Below are 24,292 nucleotides of genomic sequence, written 5' to 3'. Positions count from 1 at the left end.
AAACTAATTGTTGAAGCTTGGAGCTAACTCGGCTTGTTTGCTTTCTTTGCGGTTCACCTTGGCGATGAATAGCAAACCAATAAGTGGAACAATGATTGCTGTGTAAGGGATCATGCCTGCGCCCATTTGGCTATCGAGAACCATGCCCCCTAAGAAACCGCCAAAGGCATTGGCTAAGTTGAACGCTGAGATATTTGCCGTCGCCGCTAACTCTTGACCTTCACCACCGTGATTCATCACTCGAAGCTGCATTGCAGGTACGTTAGCGAATGACGCAATACCAAATACAAAGGCGGTGGCAATGAACAGCACTTTGTTGTCTACAGTTAGGCCTACCAGTACGAGTGACACAATCATTGCGATAGCCCAGAACATGGACGCTTTTTGTAGGTTTTTATCTGATGAACGACCACCTATGGTGTTGCCAACAATCAGACCGACGCCAACGATAACCAGAATCCAAGTCACTGCACTTTCACCAAAGCCAGTGATGTGCATGGCGATAGGTGCGATGTAGCCATACAAAGTCATAAACCCCGACCAAGCAAATACGGTGATTGCTAGGCTGATAAGTAGCATTGGGTTTTTGAACGCGGTCAATTGGGCTTTGACATCTTTTGCTTCGCCATGACCGGTGGATTTGATCACTGAAGTGATGAATAATAGAGCCACTAAGCCAAAAGCAGCAACGGTCAAGAAAGTGGTGTGCCAGCCGAATTGCAAGCCAATCCAAGTACCGCTAGGCACACCTAAAACGTTAGCCAGTGTTAAGCCCGCGAACATCTGTCCGACCGCACGACCTGCCATTTTTTCTGAAACTAAATTAGTCGCTACCACGGCGCCGATGCCATAGAAAGGACCTTGAACTAAGCCAGTGATCGCTCGGCTCACCATCAACACAAAGTAGTTTGGTGCGAAAGCAGACAATACGTTACCGAGGATAAACAACACCATAAGCCCAGTTAGTACCGCTTTCTTGTTAAAGCGTGCTAAGTAAATCGTAAGTATTGGACCGCCAAACACAATGGCAAGCGCGTAGGCACTGATTAGGTAGCCCGCTTGCCCTTCAGTGATGGACAATGAGTTAGCGACTTGAGGAAGAATTCCTGCAATAACAAATTCCGCGGTACCGATAGCAAAAGCTGCAAGCGTTAAGATCCATACCTGCAGCGGCATTTTTTCTTTATTCATGGGGGACTCTCTTTCTTTATTTCCTTTGAACCAATTGGTGCCATGCTTTTCTATTGCTCTGGTACCTTGTTTTTACTTGTTGCTAGCCAAGCAGTGCACCACCATCGACATCAATCACGGCGCCAGTCATGTAGCTGTTTTCAATCAGAAGTCGGTAAGCTTTTGCAACGTCGCGGGTTTCGCCAATTTTGCCCACTGGTAAGCTATTTTGTGTATGTTTGAACAAGGCATTCCTGTCGTCTTCGTTCATGCCTTGATACGCCTCAGTTTTTCACTCTGATCGGAGCTAATTCTTTCGCCAGTACTTTAGTGGTCGCTTCAATGGTTGCGTTAATTGCTGATTTTACGTAGGTGTTAGCAACAACTTTGCGCGATAACATGCCAGAAGTTAGTGTGGTTGAGCCGCCTTTCTTGATGTAGCGTACTCCTTGTTTCGCTGCGTTGATGGCGCCCCAAATTTGGTGTCAAAAGCGTATTTTGCTTGTGAAACTTCTACGTCCATCACTTTGCCAGCCGGAGCATAAGAACCAGCGGTGATGATAAGATGGTCAAAACTACCGATGCTTTCGAAGTAGTGGTAAACCGATTGTTCATCGCTGATGTCTAGCTCTGTTTTGCGGCTTGCTACGTGTACAACCGCATTGTCATTTGCAAGTTGTTGGCTAAGTTCAGCACCAATACCTGATGTGCCACCCAGTACGACATAAATGGTTTTTTCTGTTTTCACGATTTGTTTCTCCAATCTCGTTTCTATAGGGTTAGTATATTGATTGGAAGAAATTTGATAATTGGGTAATATTTGAAAAGATTATTCGGCTCAGTTGAATAATGAATTTTAAGGAGGGAATGTGGACAAGTTTTCGGATATGACGCTGTTTGTCAGCATAGTGAAGAACCAAGGGCTGGCAGCGGCTGGCAGAGAGCTCGGTTTATCACCAGCAACAGTAACGGCAAGATTGCAGTCGCTGGAAGACCGCTATGGGTTGAAATTACTTAATCGCAGTACAAGGCATATCTCACTGACCGACTCTGGTGCTATTTACCATCAAGCATGTTTGGAAATCATCGACAGCGTTAAAGAGACGGAAAACTTACTCCAAACTGGCATCAAAGAAGTTCGTGGGACTCTTAAAATCTCGGCTCCTCGTGATATTGGTAAGCAATACATTTCGCCAATACTGTCGGAGTTTTGTCAACTCTATCCCGGTGTGATCCCTTATCTTTATCTAAGCGATAACTTATCCAACTTAGCAGAGTCTGGTTTAGATATCGTTATTCGATATGGGGAGCTAGCCGACAGCAATCTTATCTCTCGCAAATTGGCGTCCAGTCGCCGAGTGCTTTGCGCTTCCCCCCAATATTTGGCAAAGAAAGGCACGCCGATTACGCCACAAGATTTAGTACAGCACGATTGTTTAGCCATGGTTCGCAGCAATGAAGAACTGAAAACATGGCACTTTCAAGGTGAAGAGCTACACAACGTTGCTACTGTCGTGCCAAAGCGGTTTTCTGATGATGGCGAAGTGATTCGTCAATGGGCGTTAGATGGGGCGGGCATTGCGTTGAAATCTATTCTAGATGTGCAAGAAGACATCAAACAGCAGCGTTTAGTGACGTTATTAAATGGTTATATGAAGAACTTCAACGCATCGACCTCTTCTGCAGGTGCTGATTTGAATATGATTTACCTGAGTCGCCAGTATCAACCTAAGCGACTTCGTTTGTTTTTGGATTTCTTGATTGAACGATTTTAGCTAGGTTAAGTTGATTGACAACTCCCGCACCGCAAGCGGTCAGGCTTTTCGCTATTTTTGGTAAACGTCGTATAACTGTAGAGCTTAATGAACTAGGTAAAAAGATAGGGTTACACAAAACCGGAACAATGATGAAACGTCTGAGTATTAAAGCCATTAAGCCAAAGGAAAACGCACTAGTATCCAGAGGCAGGCTGTGAGCATAAATACGCACCAAATCGATTAAAGCGTGAGTTTAATCCTGAAACAAAGAATGCCCACTGTATTGAGGACATCACGTATATACGAACACATCAAGGCTAGAGCTATTTAGCTTGTGTATTAGACTTATCATGTAGAGAGCATAGTGGGTTATGCGCTATCAACGAGTCCAAATGCCCAATTAGCAAAAGAGGCATTAGATTTGGCGATTAAACGACAACAACCGAATACCAATAAGTTAATGTTCCATTCAGACCAAAGCGTTAAATATGCAGCAAGTGATTTTAGGCGTCGGCTAAGGGAACTGAGAAAAAAGAAGCAGCCTAATCTAGGTTTGCAGAAACCCCTAGATCTTTAGTCGTGGGGTAATTCACAATTAAAAACGCAGGCACAGGCACTCAGCGATTAATTATATGACCGCACATCAGAAAAATATTGAATTAAAAAATGTGGTTTAAATGCTCTACAGTGTTAGTTAACCATTACAAAAAGATAAGCTGCTAGTTGAAACAACACCCTAAAAAAAGCGACAATGCGCTATTGTTACTCTGTGTGAGCTTAATTTGCAGTCTTCTATCACCATTCAACTGTTTTATTGTTCGCTTAGTACTGATTTACTCGATGATTTTAGTGCATCTATCGTGCGTTCATGGCTGCCTGAAAATGAACTGACTAAAGTCGATCGCTTTGTTCAACGATCAGCCAGAGAACAAGGTTTGATGGTACGTGGATATTTACGTGCAGTGTTGTCCCAATTTGCAGGTATTACGCCACAGCAGTGGCAATTTGAATATGGTGAGAAGGGGAAGCCAAGGTTATCAGCTGCGCAATATAAGCAAACGGGTATTCAGTTTAATGTCAGCCATAGCGGTGAGTGGCTGTTGATTGGCGTGATCCAAAATACGATTGATTCTAATACTAATGATTCTGGTACTATTGCCTTTAAGAGTGCAGACTCAGTGATTGCAGAAGAGTTTGGTGTTGATTTTGGCGTTGATATAGAACGACGCCGAAACAGTACTAACATTCATGCCATTTTACATCACTACTTCTCATTCCCAGAAGAATCTGCGTTATTGGCGTTACCAGAAAATCAACAGCGAGAACGCTTCTTTGATTTATGGTCTTTAAAAGAATCTTACATAAAAGCCAAAGGCCTAGGGTTGGCATTGTCACTTATATCGTTTGCTTTTGACCTCAAGAACCTGCAGTTTTGTCCTTTGCCAGTTTCACATGAACCATTGTCAATTGCTCATAATGTGTCAACTACTCATAAAGTGCCAGTTACGCACATGGCGTCAAGTACTTATAAGTTACTAAACAAGGAGTTGTTATTGTCTGATAGCATCCCACTGAGCTTGCTGTGTGAAACCGACACAAAGCAATATGTCGCAGCATCAAATTGGCAATGTTTTTTAGGCAGGATTGATCAAACATACCGATTTGCGATTAGCGTCGAATGCGGGGCTGAAAGTAAGGTTGTTGTGAAGGCTAAACAAGTCAACTTTTCCGACATCCTTTGAGCTTAGATAGCAAGGCGGCAATTCACTTGCCGCGCTTAATCCGTTTTTATTTGTCACTACACCGCTTACTGTCTAGCTAAACGGTGAGTTTCTGCTGGCTGCTCAAAGTCACTTCTGAATGGATTAATATCTAAACCACCACGACGTGTATAGCGGGCATAAACCGTTAATTTTGTGCATTCACAATAGCGCTTTAAATCGGTAAAAATACGCTCGACACATTGCTCATGAAACTCGTTATGCTGGCGGAAAGAAATTAAATAGCGCAGCAGTTTTTCACGGTCAATTTTAGGGCCTTGATAACGGACCATTACGCTGCCCCAATCAGGCTGCGAGGTGATAAGGCAATTGGATTTTAGCAGGTTTGAAGTCAGCGTTTCTGCTACGTGTTTATCATCAGTGCTGTTTTCAAGATACTCAGGTTTAAACTGATAGTCATCTATTTCAATATCAAGCTCGTCAATACAGTGACCCGGCAATTCAACAATACGCTGGGTATTAAAATGCTTTGGCTCAATGACTTTGACGCTGACGTTACCATTAGCACAGAGGCTTAAGTCGGTAACTAATGTTTGCTGCACTTGTTCAACACTGTCAAATCGTGTCTGATTGTAGCTGTTGAGATATAGCTTAAAAGATTTGGATTCGATTAAATTATCACTTTCAATCGCTAAGTAAACTTCAATAATAGCGACCATGGGTTTACCCTTGGCATTTAGCCAAGACAGCTCGTAACCTGTCCAAATATCAGCACCTTGAAAAGGAAGCGTATCAGTTAATTCAATGGCATCTCGATTCAGTTTACGAGGAACCCCTTGCAGCAGTGAAGCATCATATTCTGCTTGATATTGCGTCGTTTGGCCTAAAGTGAGTCCTTTAAGTGCCTCTGCATCACTATAGGGGTCGTGATTGTGTGTCATCTAGTCTGTTTCCGTGTCAAAATAGACTTATATTATAACCCAAAATTGGAGCATCTTAAGTGTCTTGTTCAACTTCATTGGATCATTTTTCTAGCCGTTATATTCAAGCTTATCAGGATGTATTAGGCGAGTTTCCCCGTTATTTCCCACTTGGGCAAGGATCCGCCTGCATTGAAGGTAAGTACGATCTTGAATCAGATGAAGCCGTTTCTTGGAAGGCTGTTAAACGTAAAAACAGCTCTGATTTCAGTAATGTAGAACACGCTTTAGATCTCAAATTACATCAAGATATTAATGCATTTTATGGTGAGTATTTTTCTGCGCCTTTGTATTTTGATTCAACATGGGGTGAGGGTGAATTACTCCAAGTTTGGAATCAGCAAGACTTTGAATCTTTGCAACAAAATGTGATCGGTCATCTCATGATGAAGAAAAAGCTTAAGCAAGCGCCAACTTGGTTTGTGGGTGTATTAGGTGATGGTGACCAAATGATCACCGTAAATAATGAAGACGGCAGTGTGTGGATCGAAATTCCAGGTGATAAACCTAAAGACCAACTGGCTGACAGTTTAGCCGAATTCATCGATGCATTATCGCCGCGCGTTATGCCGCCAGTTGCGCCTATTGTTGAAGACCATTATGTCGCTCACCCTGGAATTTGGCAGCGAATGAAGATGATGTGTAATGATTTACTGAAACGTAAATGATCAATCAGCGCATTTAGCATGATGTGAAAATAAAAACCTGACTTACTCATTATAAGTCAGGCTTTTTTGAACCGCAGGCTTATAGCCTAAGAGGTTATTAATTAAGAAGTTATTAGCTAAGGGCTTATTAGCTAAAGGCTTATGAGTACAAGCTTACTGATGATCCCAAGAAATATTAGACACGATTCGACAAGGCTCACATCGAAAATGGAACATATCGAGTAATGGCTCATTTAAACGCCATTCCTTCGAGCCGCATTTAGGACAAGCTCGTTCTTTCTCTTTGGCTAGGCTTTCACCACCTACACGATATAAATAATAGTAGGTTGGAATTTTAGTGATAAATTCGACTCTGCCGCGTATATCCCAACCGCGTCTAAATAGGTCGCTTTTATGGCTGGTGATTTCTTCTAGAGCGGCAAACTCAGCTTGAGTCGCTGCAGCCATTTGTAATTCATCACAGGCTTGCCACTCTGTTTGCCAGCGGATCACTCTTTTGTGATCGCCATTAAATGTGGCAGGGATTTGATATAACGGAATAGGTAACAAGTTATCGCCGCTACGCAGTGGCGAACACATATGAACATAACTGGTATAAAGCACCTGCCAACTTGGTGCTTCTTCATTACTTTGTTCTGAATTAATGTCTTGGCCAATGTACTTCTCACGTGGCGCAAGTAACTTTGCTTCAGTCAATTGCAGTAAAGCTTGTTTAGTCCAAGGGCTGTTATGACGGCTCGATAAGCTGGTTTTTTCCGGCATTAACAACCTGACTTTAAACTCACCTTCGTTAAATGCAACAGCGAATTCTCTTCCTAAAATTTGACCGTTTGCTCTTAATGATTCGAGGTAATGGTTAATGGCTTTCTCGGCTGCGGTTATCGTGGTATCCGCAAAACATTCAAATCTGAGCTCTGTGACAAACATGGGGTTTCCGTTCAATTCTTGGACTGTAAAATGACAAGGTTCCAGTGCATTAAATTAATGTGAGTGTACTAAGTCAATGTGAGTGCACAAGTTAAGGCACTAATTTTGTGTCAGCAGACTCATATATTTAAATGAAAATACTGCTGTACTTCAATCGTTATTGTTTATTTTCAAGCTGTAAAACACGCTTTTCTAGTGATTCTATTTTAGCTTCGAATTCAATTTTCATTTGCTGCATTTGAGCCATTAATTGTTGCTCAATCATACTAGGTGCATCATTTGTTGCTTGTTTAGTTGTTTCAAGCGCATCGCCTAAGTCTGGCAAGGTTTGCCATTGTTCTTTCGGAATGGCTTTGAATTGCTGTAAGCCTTGAATAAGAATTGGCATAGGTACTCGGCCACCTAATTTCCCCTTAATCAATGCCATTGTCGGTGTATGACCATTCATTGCGATAGTTTTTGCCGCTGCGAGGACCTGTTCGATTGGACTCATAATTGGTGAAAACCCTCAATATTGATTAGTGAAAATGCTCAACCGCCAATTAGATATTTATAAAACTTAATAAAATCAATTATATAAATTTTGGCACGGTTTTAGCTTAATGATGATTGACAACATTATAACGTATCTCAAAAGCAGTTTGAGTAGTAATTACGTGAGAATCATTTTAATAAAAGGGAAGTATCATGAAAACAAAATTGGGTTTAGCATTTTTAATGGCTGTGAGTAGCCTTTCTTTGAGTGGTTGTGTGTTGAATGTTGGTGATCATGAAGGTAATCGTAGTGATTCTTACTGGGAAAAACAGCAACAAACTAATAGAACTAACTTATCAAAATTAACCATTGGTATGGCGCGCGATCAAGTCACTATTTTAATGGGCACAGCAGATTTTAGTGAAGCTTACGTGACTCAAGCTGATGCTGAAAGTCCGAAGAAAGAAGTGAATGTGCTTTTCTATCGTACGCAGTGGAGTAAAGGCGATGGCAAAACCACTAAAGATGAATGTACCCCAGTAGTCATAAGTGACAATAAATTAGTGGGTTGGGGTGAAACCGCGTATCAAAAGATTTAATACAAGCCATTAGTTGGGTAAGTTTTTATCAATATTTTATGGCTATGCAATTTTAGATAGAATCTTAGCTATTGCCTTAAAAGAACGTCCAGTTGGTCCACGAGTTCAGACCACTGGGCGTCTTCTTTTAAACTCTCTTCTAAAAATGCTTTCTGAGCATGATTCCAAAAGCTTGCATCGGTTAACTTGGTATTGGCATCAATACTATGTTGTGACAGAAAAAGCTTGATACCGGCCTCTGTAGCATCTAAACCGAGTTGTTCAAATAAGTGTGCAAGCGTAGCTGAAGTCGTGTCCATAATAGTCCCGTTATTATGCTTAAATTTCGCGATTAAATTAACTTTAAGCGTAGGTGACAGCATTAAAATTGCAATATGTTTCAAACTTGTTAAGTTGTAACTATCAACTTGATTTAGCAATGAGTGAGAATATGGAACAGAACGTGTTGGCAGAGCATAAAGCCGTTTACTTAACGGCAGAAGACTTGCGAGTGGCAGCTTCGATTATTTATAACGCTTACCATGATGATCCTTTCTTTATTGAAGCACTTGCTACAACAAATCAGGCAAGTTACGAGCAAAAGCTTCGCGCAGCTATTCGTGAAGAATTGACGGAGCTTTGGCAGCAAGAACAACCTTTAATTGGTTGGTTCGATGGTGATCGCCTAATTGGCGTTGCATGTGTTATTACTCACCAAGTGCCGCTAGGGGAAAGCCGTTACTGGCATTGGCGCTTGAAAATGCTACTAGGAACAGGCTGGAATTCCACTCAGGCATTAATTAAAAAAGAACACAGCATCTTAGAAAGCTTGCCGAGTAAGCAATATGGGATCCTGCAATTTATTGCATTAACCCCTAATGAACAAAGTAAAGGTAACGGTGCAAAATTGATCGAAGCAGTATTAAGTTGGTGTGATGAACAGCCTGATTTAGATGGCATTGGGGTGTTTGTGAATAACCCTAAACATGCAGAGCTATTTGCCCGCGAAGGTTTTAATCATTTATCTGAACTTTCTATAGGTAGCGTAGATGGTGAAATATTAATTTATCCGAGTAAGTAAAAGCTTCAGTTAACAAGCTATTAGCTACCTATTATCTAACCATTAGCTAACTTCATGAAGTAGCTGATCGTTTAAGAAAAATTTTTGCGTTAATTTATATTATTACAATTAGCTTCGGTTATGGATGAAAAGATGAGTGACGGTTATGAATGAAAAGATAAGTGAAAAAAAGTATCAAGACTTTAAATCTTTTTATCCTTTCTATTTATCACAACATCAAGACACAACTTGCCGGAGACTTCATTATGTCGGCAGTGCCTTAATCATTGTGCTAATCATTGTTACTTTGTTGAATCAACAGTGGTGGCAATTATGGCTTTTGCCAGTTATTGGGTATGGTTTTGCTTGGGTAGGACACTTTGTATTTGAAAAAAATAGACCTGCCACATTTGAATATCCTTTATATAGCTTACTAGCCGACTGGGTGATGTTTGCACAAATGTTAAAAAAGCGCCTTGGTTTAGGCTCGCCTTCAAGCTAACTGTTACCTATGCTTGTGAGACTTATCTCACAGTAGTGTAGGTATTCTTTCGTTATGAGTTATCTAATTTCTCACCATTTAATTAAAAGATAAATAAAAACAGATGCTTATGTATTTAGCTGTAATATTTACTTTGTGAATATTTTGTTTCAATGGTTTTTAGGCTGATTTCGAATTCAATTATTATTTACAATGAACTTATTAAGCAATCAATGAATTAATTGAGTGAGTTACAGGATGTAGCCACAATCAAAGTTAATTGAGTTAGTGCTTAAAGTGAATAAAAATGCTCTTTCATTAGTTATGGATGAGTGTATCAATTTCAGGATGAAACTAGGACACGCTCAAGGAATGGGCATAAGCTCAGTTAATGATTAACTGAAACAAGGATGAACCTCATCAGGAAGATGAAGGATTGCAGGAAGCAAATACCAGGACGGTATATTAGGAGTTAGCCTCTCAGTCACAAGGATTGACTGATTCAAAGGAATGAACACTCAAGTAATACTCTTCAAGGGTAGTACAAGGAAATTGAGTTAAAAGGAAAATGGAGCAAGGAGCACGTTAGTCGCATGGATGGAGCAGGGAGCACAATTTAGCAGGATAGCTAACGAAGAGTAAAATGAGCGCAACCTTATTAGGTTGCGCTTTTTTATGCTTAATTGAAATCAATATTTATGCATGCCTACTTTTATACATGCTTACGCATGCCTGCTATGTAAATGTTAAATATGTAAGTCGGTCAAAAGACTTAGCTTCTTACTTTTCCACTCGACTTGTGAGATATATCTCACAAGCGCTGTGAGACTTAGCGCTTTTAGATTGGCTTATTTGGAGCGTTTTGTTTTAAGTTGTTGTATCAATTGGTTTAATTTTTGGTTTGGCTTTTGCTGTTTGTTGCTGCTGTGTTAATTGCGTGTTTTGTGCATATTTATTTACTCACATATTGCTTAAAATAAGTCACAAGGAAGCAGATAAGCACAGGATGTGTTTAGTAGTTTTAAACAAAACTGCTGCTAATTAAGATTTTAGCAAGTGGCTGTAACATGAGACTGATTACAATAGATTGTTGTAATGGCTTGCTCAGGATGAACCCTAGTTATTACCTTAGTTATTGATGTTGCTCATCAGGATGATGACTTATAACACATTAATTAAGTGGACGATAAAGCGTCGTTAAGGAAAACGACAGTGTTAATGGATGACACTGACATCAGAGATGATGAAAGACTTTATGGTGAAATGGATTTTAATGTTTGGACATCAGTAAAATGGATTTACGCTGTTAAGGATAACAGTGATTGCAATGGATGCAGATAATTGAAGCAAGGATGTCATGGAAGAACCCCAAGGATGATTTAAAGGACACGCTTAAGGATTTGAGCAGGCTCGGTCAAAGGATAATCGAGTAACAGGGACAGTACTTTAGTGTACATGGAACATCAAGGATTGAATAAGGATAGCGCACGGAGCAAGTTAGACGCATGGATGGTGCAGGGAGCACAAATATAGCTGGATGGCTTAACAAGAGTATAAGAGACCGCGACAATTTATTGCCGCGGTCTTTCTTTTGCTTAAAATTCGACTTACGCTGATATTGAAACGAGATATCAGCTAGGGCGTGTTGATTTTTACTGGTTGAATTTGTTCGAGATAAAAAGCGAATTAAGCGCGGCGAGTGAATTGCCGTCTAGCAATCTAAGCAAATTTCACTGCAAAAAAAACCTTAAAAGATCAACACACTCTAATACTCAGCCAATAAAAAACGCTATTGAGAGTGTGCTTAACCCTCTAATAGCGTTTCATCATGTGGACGTTTTACACTTTAATTAAGTAAATGCTTAATTGAAAGCTTGCTTAACGTATGCGTATTAACGGCATTTGCCAGAATTGCAGCTTGATGCGCCACCACAGCCACCAAACTTACCTTTGGCCATTGGCGCATCCATCCATTCCGGCTCTGGAAATATCGGCCAGTTAATCTTTTCTATCTTTTTGCCGTGCATATCGATGTGACCGCGGTATTGATTAATACCATCGGTACTGAATTCAAACATAAATTTTGCACGCCAACATAAGCCTGTTGTGCCACCAATACTTGGTCTTGCTGATTCCATAGCAATAGCCAACAATTGTACTTTTTGATTGGCACAAGATCTTTCAGCATAGCGACGACTGATTTCAGCCATTTGACGTAATTGCCAAAAGAATGCAGCAATAACGACAACTGCGACGATTAAAATAAAATCTGACATCATTGGCTAACGGCCCTAAATAATCCGCCGATGGCGGAAGAAAGTTTCTCACTACGGTCAGCACTTCTTAAATCGAGCAGCAGTGAATCTCGTAAACTTGGAATAGCTACGATATCAGCAAAAACTTGATTAAAGAAGTTTTGCGGTTGGTTAGCTAATACTTCAAGATAAAGTTTGCGAGTTGCATCATCTTTTAGAGCAGTCCAACTTCTTGCTGCAATTGTGATCAATAAGTTCTCATCTAACTGTTGGTAATTCACTAATAGCTTAATCGCTTTTTGCGTTAATTCTGGTTGAGATGCGAGCGATCTAAGGTAGATATGCTTATGCTCAACTTCTGCGGCTGATAACTTATCAAATAAGGTATTAGCTAATGTATCTGAAATGGCAACGTGCTCTAAACATTGACAAATAGCAGCTTGAACCTCTAACGGTGCTAGGGTAATAGCTGCATTGATATGCTTGTCATGGTCAAACTTATCTAAGCGGACACAGACATCGGCAATACCTTGCAATCCGAGTTGTTGCCAGTTGTCACCTTGAGCATTGGTTTCATTTAAATTCGAAAAATACTGGGCAGCATATTCATATTGAGCAGATGCTTGCTGACTTAATTGCTTTTTAACTAGTGCATTAAACAGTGCTAGTTTTTCTTGGCTAGGCTTAAAACTGAATGGATGATTGGCGTAGCGTTCTTGTTCTTCATCAGACAAAGCTTTAGTTGGATCACGCCCTAACGCTTCTAGGATCATTTTAATAAACTGGCTACGCTGGGCAGGCGATAACAAACCTTGCTCATCAAGAGGCAGCTTTAAAAACCAAATAAAAGGCGGTTGATCTTCACGCCAAAACACAATAGCAAACTGGGCGTGGCCTTGAATTGGAAATGGGTAAGGGGTGTTCAATGCTTCAATTTGGTTGAATAACACTGGGTCAATGTTTTCCACTCTTCGGCCTAAATCATAAACCTGAAATTGAGTGTTAGCGGTGTCTAGGAATTGGCTTAAGGTTTCGAGTTGTGTCATGGGAGTTTATTTATCGCGATTAACTTGCCGCTATTATAGGGTTAACTGGCGTCTGATGATATGATTAGTCGCACAAACAACTATGATTATTTTAAACCGTTTAAGCGAAAACCTGCCGTTATGCCTCATATTCAAACCGCTCAATATTTAATACAGTTAGAACAGCAACTAAAGCAAAGTGATTTGTGGTCTGGCTCTATACCTTCAGATACAGCGCTTGCCAGTACGGCGCCATTTGCTTGTGACTCATTGCGTTTTGAGCAGTGGCTGCAGTTCATATTCATTCCGAAAATGGGTCAGTTAATTGAGCAATGCTTACCTCTGCCGACGCAAATATCGTTAACGCCAATGGCAGAGCAAGCTTGGGTAAATCACGGTGACTTAACAGCTTTAGTTGAATTGCTGACTCAGATAGATAACTTTTTAACCCGTCAGTAAGGTGAATATAATGACAGAAGATAAATATATTAGTCCATTTGCTGATGATGAATACTTTGACGATGAAACGCTTAATACTGAGTTAGAGGAAAGCGATGAAGTCGCTCCTGAGTTAGAGATTTTATTTGAAGATGAACATATTGTGGCCATCCATAAGCCTGCCGGTTTATTGGTACATCGTTCATACTTAGCCAGAAAAGAGCGTTTTTTTGCGATGCAATTAACACGTGATTTAGTTGGATGTCATGTATTCCCTGTTCACCGCTTAGATAGGCCGACTTCAGGTGTATTGGTGTTTGCTAAAAGTAGTGAGGTGGCTAGGGCTTTATGTGAGCAGTTCGAGCTGCACCAAATTGAGAAAACCTACTTAGCATTAGTGCGGGGTAATATGCATGAAGCAGCGAGGTTGGATTACGCATTAAAAGTAGAACTTGATGATGTTGCCGACAAAAAAGCCCGCAAAGATAAACCTCCTCAAGATGCGGTGACTGACTATGCTCCTTTATTAAATACAGAAATTCCATTTAGTTCAGGTCGTTACTCGACGAGTCGTTTTTGTTTAATTAAATTAACACCGCAAACAGGACGTAAACACCAATTACGTCGTCATATGGCACATTTACGTCACCCGATCATTGGTGATACCACCCATGGTGACGGCAAACAAAATAAATTCTTCAGATCGCACTTTGAGATAAATCGACTGTGGCTGATAGCGAAATCTATTCGCTTTACCCATCCTGTCACTCAGCAATTAATGCATATTGAAACAGAGCTTGAGCAAGAGTGGTTAACGATTTTTGAACAGTTTGGTTGGCAAGAGCAACTAATTGATGAAGAGCCTATGCTGCTTGCCTAGTGCTAAATATTTAGTAATAGAAAATAGAAAATAGAAAAAGTTGAATAATAAAAAGAGATATCTGTCAGGGATATCTCTTTTTTTCAATATTCTTTGGTCGATTTCATGACTGTCAATAACGAGCCAATAACAACCGCGACTATTGGACTAAAATGGACTAACTGGCCTTAAGCGGCACTTTAGTATGTTCTAGTAATACCGATTTAAGTTTTTCAAACTCTTCAATTTTTGCCAGAGGTTCACTGGTATCTTGTTGCTCACAACGAAAATAAAAATTACGGCGAATATGGGCTGATTTGTGTTGCAGTTTAAACAATCTGTGCCTGTTGGCCTGACGCATAACAGTAACCTTAACGAATGGGTAAGTTATTACTTTTGTTTGTATTTCATACTTGCAGCCTAGTATTAGAATACAGTATGGTGAAGTTATTAACCTCATAAAGCAGCGCACTGCTAAATGAATTATAGAAGTCAGTTAACTTAAAGAGAAGTATATCATGGAAAAAGTTAATTTAGTGTTTGGGACGGTATACGGTAGTGCTCAATTTGTTGCTGAAACATTGACCGATAAAATTGCCGAATTAGATTTCACGGCTAATCTGCTGCAGCCAGCCGATTTAACTGGTTATGTGCCCAGTGAAGATGAGTTATTGATTGTCGTTACTTCAACGACCGGGCAAGGGGATTTACCGGATGATATTACCCAGTGGTTTAGTGAGCTGAAATCAGTGGCGCCATATTTACCTAAGTTGCAATACAGTATCATTGGTCTTGGGGATTCAAGTTATGAAACCTTTTGTGGTGCCGCTAAACAATTTGATGAGTTATTGTCTGAACTTGGGGCAAAAAAACTCACTGAGACATTAGAGATTGATGCATGCGAAACCATGGAACCTGAAACTGAAGCGACACAATGGATACCAGCTTGGTACGCGGCAGTTCAATCACTCGCCAGTTAAGACGACTTAGCCAGCAATGGTTTAAGTTTGCCCAGCGCCTGAGTCAGGCGCTGCTTATTCCTATTGCCATTTTACCCGCTGCCGGTGTAATGCTCGGTTTATCATTTAATCCACTCCCTTTTATTCCAGCAGAGCTGGCGACGGTTTTCTCCGCTGTTGGTAACCTCATTTTTACTATGATGCCTTTGCTTTTTGCGGTGGCGATATCGATAGGTTTTTGTAAAGATCAAGGCATTGCAGCATTTTTTGCAGTGTTTGGCTACGGGGTCTTTATATCTAGCCTAGGAGCATTTACTGCTATTTATGAGTTAAACTCCCAGCCAATATGGGGAATTGACACCATTGATACAGGTATTGCAGGCGGTATTCTTGTTGGCGCGTTAACCTGTTTTGTTGTTCGGTTAAGTCAGGATGTTAAGTTGCCTGCGATGTTTTCTTTTTTTGAAGGCCAGCGCAGCGCCGCGTTAATCATTATTCCTTTCACAATTGCTCTGGCTTTTTTACTTGCTCATATTTGGCCAACGTTAGCTTACTATATTGATTCACTATCGCTTTGGGCAGTATATCAAGATCCCGCACTTGCCTTCGGTGTTTATGGCACCATTGAACGTTTTTTGATCCCTCTTGGTTTACATCATATTTGGAATGCACCTTTTTATCTTGAAGTGGGTCAGTATTTTCATGAAGGAAAAATGGTTCGTGGTGAAATTGCACGTTATCTTGCAGGCGATCCGTTAGCGGGTAATTTAGCTGGTGGCTATTTAATTAAAATGTGGGGCTTACCTGCTGCTGCATTAGCGATTTGGCGCTGCGCAGATAAATCAGAGCGCAACCGTGTTGCCGGCATTATGTTATCAGCCGCAGCTACAAGTTGGCTTACGGGCATAACTGAACCGATTGAGTTTGCATTTATGTTTGTAGCACCAGTGTTATTTGTTATTCATGCCATATTAACTGGGCTTGCTTATACCGTCTGTATTTTACTTGATGTTAACCATAGTGTGGTGTTTTCCCATGGGTTAATTGATTTCAGTTTATTGTTTGCTCAGTCCAGCAATACCAGTTGGTTCTGGTTTTTAGGGCCATTAACGGCCTTTATTTACTACCTTATTTTTAGAGTCAGTATTTTAGCTTTTAATTTGAAGACACCTGGTCGGTTAGAGCTTGACGACGATGGAAATAAAGAGAGTTTGAGATCAATGATCAGTGCCTTAGGTGGACCTGATAATATCGTTGAATTGAATGCTTGTTTAACTCGATTACGTATTGCGGTTGTCGATCCTAAGCTAGTTGATAAGCCTAGATTGATGAGACTGGGAGCAAAGGGCGTGATTAAAGTAGGCAAGGGGGTACAAGTCGTATTTGGTACTAAAGCAGAAAGCTTAAGAAAGCTATTGCAGAAATATCTCGACACTCGTCAGTAAAATTCAAGTTTAATTATAGAATTATCATCTTTTAAGTCATATTTTTATGCATATCCCATCTCAAGGCACTTATTTACTTCGCAATCATAAAAATATATTCCTGAATATTTATTTTCTCAAATGCTGTGTTATTAATGAATGGCTATAAGCGTTTAATATTATTGATATGAGTAGTGTAATTATGAATAACTCCCCTTTAAGTCAACAAAGTGAAACAGCAACGACACCATTACCTCGGAAAATTTTAATTACTGATTGTGAAGATGCTCAAGGATTAATCGCGAACATCACAGGGGTATGTTTTGCTCATCAGCTAAACATTATCAAAAACACCGAATTTGTTGATCATCAGCAAGGCCGTTTTTTCATGCGTACCGTGTTAGAAGGCAAGATTAATGATGAAGCGTTATTGGCAGATCTTCGTCAAGTTTTACCAGAACAAAACCACATGAAGTTAGTTGATGCCGGTAAGAAGCGTATTGTGGTATTAGTGACTAAAGAAGCTCATTGCCTAGGTGATATTCTAATGAAGTCATATTACGGTGGTTTAGACGTCGAAATTGCGGCTGTCATTGGTAATTACGACATTTTGCAAGGCTTAACCGAGAAGTTTGATATCCCGTTTCATTATGTGAGTCATCAAGGGCTTGATAGACAAGAACATGAACAAGCGATGCTTGAAAAGATAAAACATTATTCGCCTGACTATATCGTGCTGGCCAAATTCATGCGTATCCTAACCCCTGAGTTTGTTGCAGAGTTTCCAAATACCATTATCAATATTCATCATTCATTTTTGCCGGCATTTATTGGCGCATCGCCTTATCGCCAAGCGTGGGAAAGGGGGGTTAAAATTATTGGTGCAACAGCGCACTTTGTGAATAACTGTTTAGATGAAGGACCAATCATTAAGCAAGATGTGATTAATGTTGATCATAGTTTTAGCGCTGAAGAAATGGCCCATAACGGCCGTGACGTTGAAAAGAGTGTATTGAGTAAAGCATTACAATTAGTGCTTGAAGAACAAGTGGTGGTGTACGGCAACAAAACCGTCGTGTTTTAAGCTGCTAGTTGGCAATAATTCAATAAAAAAGGCTCAGTATCATCTGAGCCTTTTTACGTTAACATCGGAGTGCTTAGTGGTCGTTATGACTTATCACACTTAGTGTTTTATCGATTAATCGACGATACGTAATAATTCGTTAATGCCCACTTTACCGCGAGTTTTAGCGTCAACTTTCTTAACGATGATAGCTGCGTATAAGCTGTAAGTACCACATTTAGATGGTAGGTTACCAGAAACCACTACAGAGCCTGCAGGTACGCGGCCGTAATGCACTTCGCCAGTTTCACGGTCAAAGATACGTGTGCTTTGGCCAATGTATACGCCCATTGAAATTACGCTGCCTTCTTCAACCACAACGCCTTCAACAATTTCACTACGTGCGCCAATGAAACAGTTATCTTCAATGATTGTTGGGCCTGCTTGTAATGGCTCAAGTACGCCACCAATGCCAACACCACCTGATAAATGCACGTTCTTACCAATTTGTGCACAAGAGCCAACAGTTGCCCATGTATCAACCATGGTGCCTTCGTCAACGAATGCGCCTAGGTTAACGTAAGATGGCATTAATACGGTGTTCTTACCGATAAATGAACCTTTACGAACGGTCGCTGGTGGAACAACACGAATAGCTTCTTCTTTAAAGCGTTCAGCTGTGTAGTCTGAGAATTTTTGTGGCACTTTATCAAAGTACTTAGTGTCACCGCCTTCAACAACTTCGTTGTCGAAAATACGGAAAGAAAGTAAAACAGCTTTCTTTAACCACTGATGTACATGCCATTCGCCATCAATCTTTTCTGCTACGCGAGCTTGGCCTTTATCAAGCATGCTAATAACAGTTTCGATATCTGCACGAACACTTGGCTCTACCGTGCTAGGTGTGATGTCCTGACGAGCCTCAAATGCAGCTTCTATGCGTTGGCGTAATGCCTCCATTACTTTCTCCCAAATTGTGTTTATTGATGTAAAGGTTGAGTAAGCGCCTCTGAAAGCGCTTCTGATAATTGTGTTTGTTGAGCTTCGTTGAGCGCTTGGCCTTGAGCTGTTTGTAAAATAAAGAAATCTTCTGCTCTTTCACCAATGGTGGTAATTTTTGCTGATAATAACGTGATATCGCAGCGGTAAAGTACATCACCTACTTTGGCGAGTAAGCCAGGGGTGTCCAGCGCAATTAGCTCCATCATACTTGTATCATGCTTCGCACCCGGTAAGAAACTCACTTGTGTACGAACTTTAAAAGGTTTCATGATTCGTGACATCTTTCTAAACTTTGGAGGTTTAGATTTTTGTGTCGCCAATCTCTTTTCAAGCGACTTTTTAATCGATTGAATACGTGAAAGCTGGCTGATTGGTTCGCCATCTTGCTCTAATATAACGAATGTATCTAAGGCGAAGTCATCGTTTGATGTCATGATGTTAGCATCATGAACATTTATGTTTTTGTTATCTAACACTGTCATAACAGTGGCGAATAACTTGGGTTTGTCTTTGGCGTAAACAAACAGCTCGCTGCCACCACGAGTCGTGTGCTTTGAAATTAACACGAGTGGCTTCTGTTTATCATGTTTGAGTAATGCTTCAGTATGCCATGACACTTGATTGGGTTGATGACGTAAAAAATAATCATCTTTGAATCGGCTCCACAGCTCATTAATCGCTTTTTGTTTAACGCCACGTCTTAATAATTCTTTTTGGGCTTTTTGCTGAATTTCAAGAACCCTGTCAGCCACATCGATTGGTTTTTCTTTGCCACGAGATAGTACCCGCTGAGTTGCAAAATATAAGTCTCTTAACAGAGAGCCTTTCCAGTTATTCCAAGCTTTGTGGTTAGTTGCGCAAATATCTGCCACGGTGAGGCAGTATAAATAACTTAAATGCACTGCATCTTGAACGCGATCAGCAAATACTGCGACCACTTCAGGATCTGAAATATCGCGGCGCTGAGCGGTAACTGACATTACCAGGTGGTTTTCAACTAACCATGCCACAAGTCGCCCATCGTGATCACTTAACCCATGTAACTTACAAAAGTCTAATGCATCAGTGGCGCCTAATTTACTGTGGTCGCCACCTCGACCTTTAGCGATGTCATGAAATATGGCGCCTAACACGAGTAAGCCTTTCTTTGGCAATTGATTTATTAGGATTGCGCCCAGTGGGAACTCATCTTTTTGATCGGGTTGGGCAAAGCGTTCAATATTTAGCAGTAATCTATGTGTATGTTCATCAACCGTATAAGCATGGAATAAATCAAACTGCATTTGGCCTTCGATTTTACGCCATGCAGGTAAATAGGAAGATAAAATTCCATGTTTGTGCATTAATGAGAATGCGGCAATCCCCCGAGGATGCTTCAAAATTGCTATGAAATACTTGCGGCATTCTGGGTTATCTTGCAATGGGGCTTTTAGACGACGTCTAGCTTGTCGCAATAGACGCAATGTTGGTGCATATATACGACGGACATTAGAGTTTTTGGCAACAAGTAAAAATAGATTTAGAATTTGCTCTGGTTGTTGTTCAAATAACTGGTCATCTAATACTTCAATGTATCGACCACGGCGTTGATACTTGTCATTAATTGGGTAAATGGTTAGCGAAGATGACAAGCTTAATGTGGCACGCTTAAAAAGCTGTAGCAGCATTTCATTAAGCTCCATCACACGTCTTACCGTGCGATAGTAACGCTTCATCATCTGCTCTACAGCGAGCTGAGTACCATCTTCAAAGCCCATCATGCTGGCGACTTGCCTTTGTAAATCGAACAACAATCGATTTTCATTACGTCCCGAAATCATGTGCAGGCAAAAACGCAGTTGCCATAAAAAATCCTGACATTCTAGAAATTCTGTAAGCTCAACAGGCTCTAAGAAGTCGTGTGCAACTAACTCAGATAGCGAGGCCGCATCAAAGTGGCGCATAGCAACCCATGCGACAGTTTGAATATCACGTAACCCGCCAGGGCATGATTTTAAGTTGGGTTCTAAGTCAAAGGCATTTGCTCTGAGGTGGCGTTGGTGCTGCTCTTCAATTTTGCCTAAGAAAAAAGTATCAGACGGCCAAAAATCTTCTTGTCTAATGGCATCATAAAGTTCATCGAACAATGCCTCTTGGCCAATAAGCAACCTGGCTTCAAGTAAATTGGTGGCGGTAGTGATATCGAGCTGACCTTGCTCTAATGTTTCTTCAATAGAGCGAACACTGTGACCGAGTTCTAATCCTGAATCCCAAAGATAGGTAATAAACTGACTGATGGCATCTTTAGCTTGTTGGCTGACACTATCTAATTGGGTTAATAATAGGAGATCGATATCTGAATGGGGATGAAGCTCGCCGCGACCATATCCGCCCACGGCAATAAGACTAATGTGATGATTATTTAAATCAAATTTGAGCCAGCTTTGTTTTAAAAGGTCATCAACAAATTGGCAACGCTGCTGCACGAGATCCGTTATTGGTTCATTAGCAGTAAATTGCTCCAATAAGCGCTGGTTAAATTCGATGAGCGTGTTTTTAGCTACCAGCGCAGTGTTCATTGATGTCCTTATTTTTACTTAAAAGTTAAATTGATCTTGGGAGGTCTTCTTCGCTTCGCAAAGTCAGAACTTCAACACCTGTTTCAGTGACAAGTAATGTATGTTCCCATTGAGCTGATTTTTTACCATCTGAAGTGGTTACTGTCCAGTTATCTTCTTTATCTAAAACAGTTGTGTAACGTCCAGCATTGATCATTGGCTCGATAGTAAAACACATGCCGGCTTTTAATACTGTGTTGTCATTATTTTTATAGTGTACGACTTGTGGCTCTTCGTGAAAGCCTTCGCCAATCCCGTGACCACAGTAATCTTGAACGATTGAGTACTTATCTAAACCTGATTTGCTGGCTTTAATAAATTTCTCAATGGCAGTACCAATTTCGCCTAGTTTAACCCCTGGGCGAACTTTTTTAATCGCAAGGTACAAGCTTTCTTGAGCAATGCGTGCCAATCTTCTGTCTTTTGGGCTCACATCACCAATTAAAAACATTTTTGATGTATCACCGTGGAAACCATCTTTAATGACAGTGATATCGATATTCAAGATATCGCCATCTTTTAATGTATAGCTACTAGGGATACCGTGACATACAACTTCATTAACAGAGGTACAAATGGATTTTGGGAATCCGTGGTAGTTAAGCGGTGCAGAAATAGCGCCGTGTTCTTCGGTAAATTTTGCACAAATGTCGTTAAGCTCATCTGTGGTTACGCCTACCTTGACGAAAGGTGCAATCATTTCTAATACTTCTGCAGCTAACTTACCAGCTACACGCATTTTTTCGATTTGTTCTGCTGTCTTGATGACTATGCTCATGAATTATCTCTTACCGTTATATCAGTCAAAAAAGGCGCAAATAAATTTGGCAAAATTTGTGCTTTACACCTAGTTATGGTATAAAGCGCGCCGTTGTGTTTAAGTCTTAATGAAGCTGTAATTTGAATAAAGTATAAATACTTTCTTCACTTACTGTTCCACTAAGCGTAAAATATGGCGGCCATTATACATGTTATAGATGGCAATTTAACTAAATACTAAATCACACACGTATCGACACATTCTTCGGGGTGCTCTTAGTGCGCTTTTTAAGCAAGCAAGAGTCGAAGGTATGGGATCCGTGGAGGTCTAACCCCCCAAATTAAGGTATATAAAATGACTACTGTTTCAATGCGCGACATGCTTCAAGCTGGTGTTCACTTCGGTCACCAAACTCGTTACTGGAATCCTAAGATGAAGCCTTTCATCTTCGGTGCTCGTAATGGTGTTCACATCATCAACCTTGAGCACACTGTGCCAATGTTCAACGAAGCACTAGCGTTCATCAGCAACGTTGCTTCTAAAAAAGGTAAAATCCTTTTTGTTGGTACTAAGCGCGCTGCTGGCGAAGCTATCAAAGAATCTGCAATGTCTTGTGACCAGTACTACGTTGATCACCGCTGGTTAGGCGGCATGTTGACTAACTGGAAAACTGTTCGTCAGTCAATCAAACGTCTTAAAGAGCTAGAAAGCCAGTCAGTAGACGGTACTTTCGACAAGCTTACTAAGAAAGAAGCGTTAATGCGTACTCGCGAGCTAGAGAAGTTAGAAAAATCTCTTGGTGGTATCAAAAACATGGGCGGCTTACCTGACGTATTATTCGTTATCGGTGCTGACCACGAGCATATCGCTATTAAAGAAGCTAACAACTTAGGTATCCCAGTTGTTGCTGTTGTTGATACTAACTCTGCTCCAGATGGCGTTAACTACATCGTTCCTGGTAACGATGATGCTATGCGTTCTATCCGTTTGTACACTTCTTCTGTTGCTGCAGCTGCTAACTCAGGCCGCGGTCAAGATTTAGCTGTTCAAGCTGAGCAAGACGGTTTCGTAGAAACTGTTTAAATAAGGCGTGATGGTTTCCATCCCCCTTATTAACCAATAAAAATTGGTGAGCAGGGGCCTTATGGGCCCCTGTTTTTAAATGCAATATTAGACGAATTAAAATAGAGGATTTAACAATGGCAATTACTGCTGCCCAAGTTAAAGAACTTCGTGACCGCACTGGCGCTGGCATGATGGACTGTAAAAAAGCATTGACTGAAACTAACGGTGATATCGAGCTAGCTATCGATAACATGCGTAAAAGTGGTGCTGCTAAAGCTGCTAAAAAAGCAGGTAACATTGCTGCTGAAGGTACAATCCTTATTCAAGGTGGCGAAGGTTACACAGCTTTATTAGAAGTTAACTGTCAAACTGACTTCGTTGCTAAAGATGGTAACTTCTTAGCGTTTGCTAATGAAGTACTAGCTGTTGCAGCTGCTTCTAAAGTATCTATTGAAGATCTTAAAGCACAATTCGAAGAAACTCGTGTTGCGCTAGTCGCTAAAATCGGTGAAAACATCAACGTTCGTCGCGTTGAATACATCGATGGTGCTGATCAAGCTTCTTACCGTCACGGCGACCGTATCGGTGTTGTTGTAACAGGTGAAGCTGATGCTGAAACGCTTAAGCACATCGCTATGCATGTTGCTGCTTCTAAGCCTGAATTCGTTAATCCAACTGACGTACCTGCTGATGTTGTTGCTCGTGAGCAAGCGCTTCAAGTAGAAATCGCGATGAACGAAGGTAAGCCTCAAGAAATCGCTGAGAAAATGGTTATCGGTCGTATGAAGAAGTTTACTGGTGAGATCTCTCTTACTGGCCAAGCTTACATCATGGAACCAAAGAAAACTGTTGGCGACATTCTTAAAGAGAAAGGCGCTTCAGTAACTAACTTCATTCGTTTAGAAGTTGGTGAAGGTATTGAGAAGAAAGAAGAAGATTTCGCTGCAGAAGTTGCTGCACAAATTGCTGCTACTAAAAAAGCGTAATTAAACATCTCTTCATACCCTAAAGCCGCAGCAACCGCTGCG

25 protein-coding genes and 1 pseudogene are annotated in these 24,292 nt (G+C 40.8%); 13 read left to right on the top strand and 13 right to left on the bottom strand.

Translation table 11 applies throughout. From position 1 onward, the window contains the following. Positions 1–3: 3 nt before the first annotated feature. The 3 genes and pseudogenes from LMH66_RS00220 to LMH66_RS00210 form a co-directional block, all read right to left on the bottom strand. Positions 4–1,191, bottom strand: coding sequence for an MFS transporter (locus LMH66_RS00220; RefSeq protein WP_229367478.1), 1,188 nt, complete (start codon positions 1,189–1,191; stop codon positions 4–6). 82 nt (positions 1,192–1,273) lie between these two features. Next, positions 1,274–1,450, bottom strand: a pseudogene (locus LMH66_RS00215) (SDR family oxidoreductase); the annotation flags it as partial. 129 nt (positions 1,451–1,579) lie between these two features. Then, on the bottom strand, positions 1,580–1,918 hold the full coding sequence (locus LMH66_RS00210) for a sugar nucleotide-binding protein (RefSeq protein WP_229367474.1): 339 nt from the start codon (positions 1,916–1,918) through the stop codon (positions 1,580–1,582). 121 nt (positions 1,919–2,039) lie between these two features. Between LMH66_RS00210 and LMH66_RS00205 the strand changes: the two genes are divergently transcribed. Further along, positions 2,040–2,945 (top strand): LysR family transcriptional regulator, encoded by a 906-nt coding sequence (locus LMH66_RS00205; protein WP_229367467.1) that lies wholly within the window; start codon positions 2,040–2,042, stop codon positions 2,943–2,945. A gap of 764 nt (positions 2,946–3,709) precedes the next feature. Continuing rightward, a complete protein-coding gene (locus LMH66_RS00200) occupies positions 3,710–4,669 on the top strand; it encodes a 4'-phosphopantetheinyl transferase family protein (protein ID WP_229367459.1) in 960 nt (319 codons plus the stop codon). A gap of 65 nt (positions 4,670–4,734) precedes the next feature. On the opposite strand, the gene queF is transcribed toward LMH66_RS00200, so the two are convergent. Further along, on the bottom strand, positions 4,735–5,589 hold the full coding sequence (gene queF, locus LMH66_RS00195; RefSeq protein ID WP_229367457.1) for an NADPH-dependent 7-cyano-7-deazaguanine reductase QueF: 855 nt from the start codon (positions 5,587–5,589) through the stop codon (positions 4,735–4,737). Between the two features lie 59 nt (positions 5,590–5,648). Here queF and syd point away from each other — a divergent pair, with 59 nt between their 5' ends. Next, positions 5,649–6,296: a SecY-interacting protein gene (gene syd, locus LMH66_RS00190; RefSeq protein WP_229367455.1), complete on the top strand. Its 648-nt coding sequence runs from the start codon at positions 5,649–5,651 to the stop codon at positions 6,294–6,296. Between the two features lie 153 nt (positions 6,297–6,449). On the opposite strand, the gene LMH66_RS00185 is transcribed toward syd, so the two are convergent. Beyond that, complete coding sequence (locus tag LMH66_RS00185; protein ID WP_102527866.1) at positions 6,450–7,223, bottom strand: Zn-ribbon-containing protein; 774 nt, start codon at positions 7,221–7,223, stop codon at positions 6,450–6,452. 157 nt (positions 7,224–7,380) lie between these two features. Beyond that, positions 7,381–7,716, bottom strand: coding sequence for a hypothetical protein (locus LMH66_RS00180; RefSeq protein WP_102527867.1), 336 nt, complete (start codon positions 7,714–7,716; stop codon positions 7,381–7,383). A gap of 194 nt (positions 7,717–7,910) precedes the next feature. Here LMH66_RS00180 and LMH66_RS00175 point away from each other — a divergent pair, with 194 nt between their 5' ends. Then, entirely contained in the window at positions 7,911–8,297 is a 387-nt protein-coding gene (locus LMH66_RS00175; protein ID WP_102527868.1) for a DUF3192 domain-containing protein, read from the top strand. A 68-nt stretch (positions 8,298–8,365) separates the two neighbouring features. Here LMH66_RS00175 and LMH66_RS00170 read toward each other — a convergent pair whose 3' ends face one another. Further along, on the bottom strand, positions 8,366–8,596 hold the full coding sequence (locus LMH66_RS00170; RefSeq protein ID WP_102527928.1) for a DUF2789 domain-containing protein: 231 nt from the start codon (positions 8,594–8,596) through the stop codon (positions 8,366–8,368). Positions 8,597–8,727: 131 nt separating this feature from the next. Between LMH66_RS00170 and LMH66_RS00165 the strand changes: the two genes are divergently transcribed. Beyond that, on the top strand, positions 8,728–9,357 hold the full coding sequence (locus LMH66_RS00165) for a GNAT family N-acetyltransferase (protein ID WP_229367453.1): 630 nt from the start codon (positions 8,728–8,730) through the stop codon (positions 9,355–9,357). A gap of 145 nt (positions 9,358–9,502) precedes the next feature. Continuing rightward, positions 9,503–9,838, top strand: a complete 336-nt coding sequence (locus tag LMH66_RS00160) for a DUF962 domain-containing protein (protein WP_229367452.1) — start codon at positions 9,503–9,505, stop codon at positions 9,836–9,838. 1,871 nt (positions 9,839–11,709) lie between these two features. On the opposite strand, the gene LMH66_RS00155 is transcribed toward LMH66_RS00160, so the two are convergent. Then, on the bottom strand, positions 11,710–12,096 hold the full coding sequence (locus LMH66_RS00155; RefSeq protein ID WP_102527871.1) for a DUF3301 domain-containing protein: 387 nt from the start codon (positions 12,094–12,096) through the stop codon (positions 11,710–11,712). Further along, positions 12,093–13,118 (bottom strand): DUF3549 family protein, encoded by a 1,026-nt coding sequence (locus LMH66_RS00150; protein WP_229367450.1) that lies wholly within the window; start codon positions 13,116–13,118, stop codon positions 12,093–12,095. The genes LMH66_RS00155 and LMH66_RS00150 overlap by 4 nt, the downstream gene beginning before the upstream one ends. A 60-nt stretch (positions 13,119–13,178) precedes the next feature. On the opposite strand from LMH66_RS00150, the gene LMH66_RS00145 reads away from it, so the two are divergent. Further along, entirely contained in the window at positions 13,179–13,556 is a 378-nt protein-coding gene (locus LMH66_RS00145) for a YqcC family protein (RefSeq protein WP_324295146.1), read from the top strand. Between the two features lie 10 nt (positions 13,557–13,566). Continuing rightward, positions 13,567–14,415 (top strand): tRNA pseudouridine(65) synthase TruC, encoded by an 849-nt coding sequence (gene truC, locus LMH66_RS00140; RefSeq protein WP_102527873.1) that lies wholly within the window; start codon positions 13,567–13,569, stop codon positions 14,413–14,415. A 157-nt stretch (positions 14,416–14,572) separates the two neighbouring features. Here truC and LMH66_RS00135 read toward each other — a convergent pair whose 3' ends face one another. Next, positions 14,573–14,755 (bottom strand): hypothetical protein, encoded by a 183-nt coding sequence (locus LMH66_RS00135; protein ID WP_102527874.1) that lies wholly within the window; start codon positions 14,753–14,755, stop codon positions 14,573–14,575. A 157-nt stretch (positions 14,756–14,912) separates the two neighbouring features. On the opposite strand from LMH66_RS00135, the gene LMH66_RS00130 reads away from it, so the two are divergent. From LMH66_RS00130 to purU, 3 genes are all read left to right on the top strand, one after another. Beyond that, positions 14,913–15,374 carry a flavodoxin gene (locus tag LMH66_RS00130; protein ID WP_229367448.1) on the top strand — a complete coding sequence of 154 codons (462 nt, stop codon included), beginning with the start codon at positions 14,913–14,915 and terminating at the stop codon, positions 15,372–15,374. Next, the gene (locus LMH66_RS00125) at positions 15,329–16,798 is read left to right on the top strand and encodes a PTS transporter subunit EIIC (protein WP_229367446.1); all 1,470 of its coding nucleotides are present in this window, start codon (positions 15,329–15,331) and stop codon (positions 16,796–16,798) included. Before LMH66_RS00130 ends, LMH66_RS00125 begins: the two co-directional genes overlap by 46 nt. Positions 16,799–16,979: 181 nt before the next feature. Next, positions 16,980–17,861 carry a formyltetrahydrofolate deformylase gene (purU, locus tag LMH66_RS00120; RefSeq protein WP_229367445.1) on the top strand — a complete coding sequence of 294 codons (882 nt, stop codon included), beginning with the start codon at positions 16,980–16,982 and terminating at the stop codon, positions 17,859–17,861. 114 nt (positions 17,862–17,975) lie between these two features. Here purU and dapD read toward each other — a convergent pair whose 3' ends face one another. The 3 genes from dapD to map are packed head-to-tail and all read right to left on the bottom strand — an operon-like array spanning position 17,976 to position 22,217. After that, positions 17,976–18,800: a 2,3,4,5-tetrahydropyridine-2,6-dicarboxylate N-succinyltransferase gene (gene dapD, locus LMH66_RS00115; protein WP_102527878.1), complete on the bottom strand. Its 825-nt coding sequence runs from the start codon at positions 18,798–18,800 to the stop codon at positions 17,976–17,978. Between the two features lie 20 nt (positions 18,801–18,820). Next, positions 18,821–21,400, bottom strand: coding sequence for a bifunctional uridylyltransferase/uridylyl-removing protein GlnD (glnD, locus tag LMH66_RS00110; RefSeq protein WP_229367444.1), 2,580 nt, complete (start codon positions 21,398–21,400; stop codon positions 18,821–18,823). 25 nt (positions 21,401–21,425) lie between these two features. Next, a complete protein-coding gene (gene map / locus LMH66_RS00105) occupies positions 21,426–22,217 on the bottom strand; it encodes a type I methionyl aminopeptidase (protein WP_102527880.1) in 792 nt (263 codons plus the stop codon). 336 nt (positions 22,218–22,553) lie between these two features. Between map and rpsB the strand changes: the two genes are divergently transcribed. Together rpsB and tsf are read left to right on the top strand one after the other, a co-directional pair. Then, entirely contained in the window at positions 22,554–23,282 is a 729-nt protein-coding gene (gene rpsB, locus LMH66_RS00100; protein ID WP_102527881.1) for a 30S ribosomal protein S2, read from the top strand. 116 nt (positions 23,283–23,398) lie between these two features. Beyond that, positions 23,399–24,250, top strand: coding sequence for a translation elongation factor Ts (gene tsf, locus LMH66_RS00095; RefSeq protein WP_102527882.1), 852 nt, complete (start codon positions 23,399–23,401; stop codon positions 24,248–24,250). Positions 24,251–24,292: the final 42 nt, after the last annotated feature.

The sequence above is a fragment of the Shewanella sp. 10N.7 genome (genome assembly GCF_020806285.1).
Lineage (GTDB): Bacteria > Pseudomonadota > Gammaproteobacteria > Enterobacterales > Shewanellaceae > Shewanella > Shewanella electrodiphila.
This window is presented reverse-complemented; position numbering and strand designations above follow the sequence as displayed.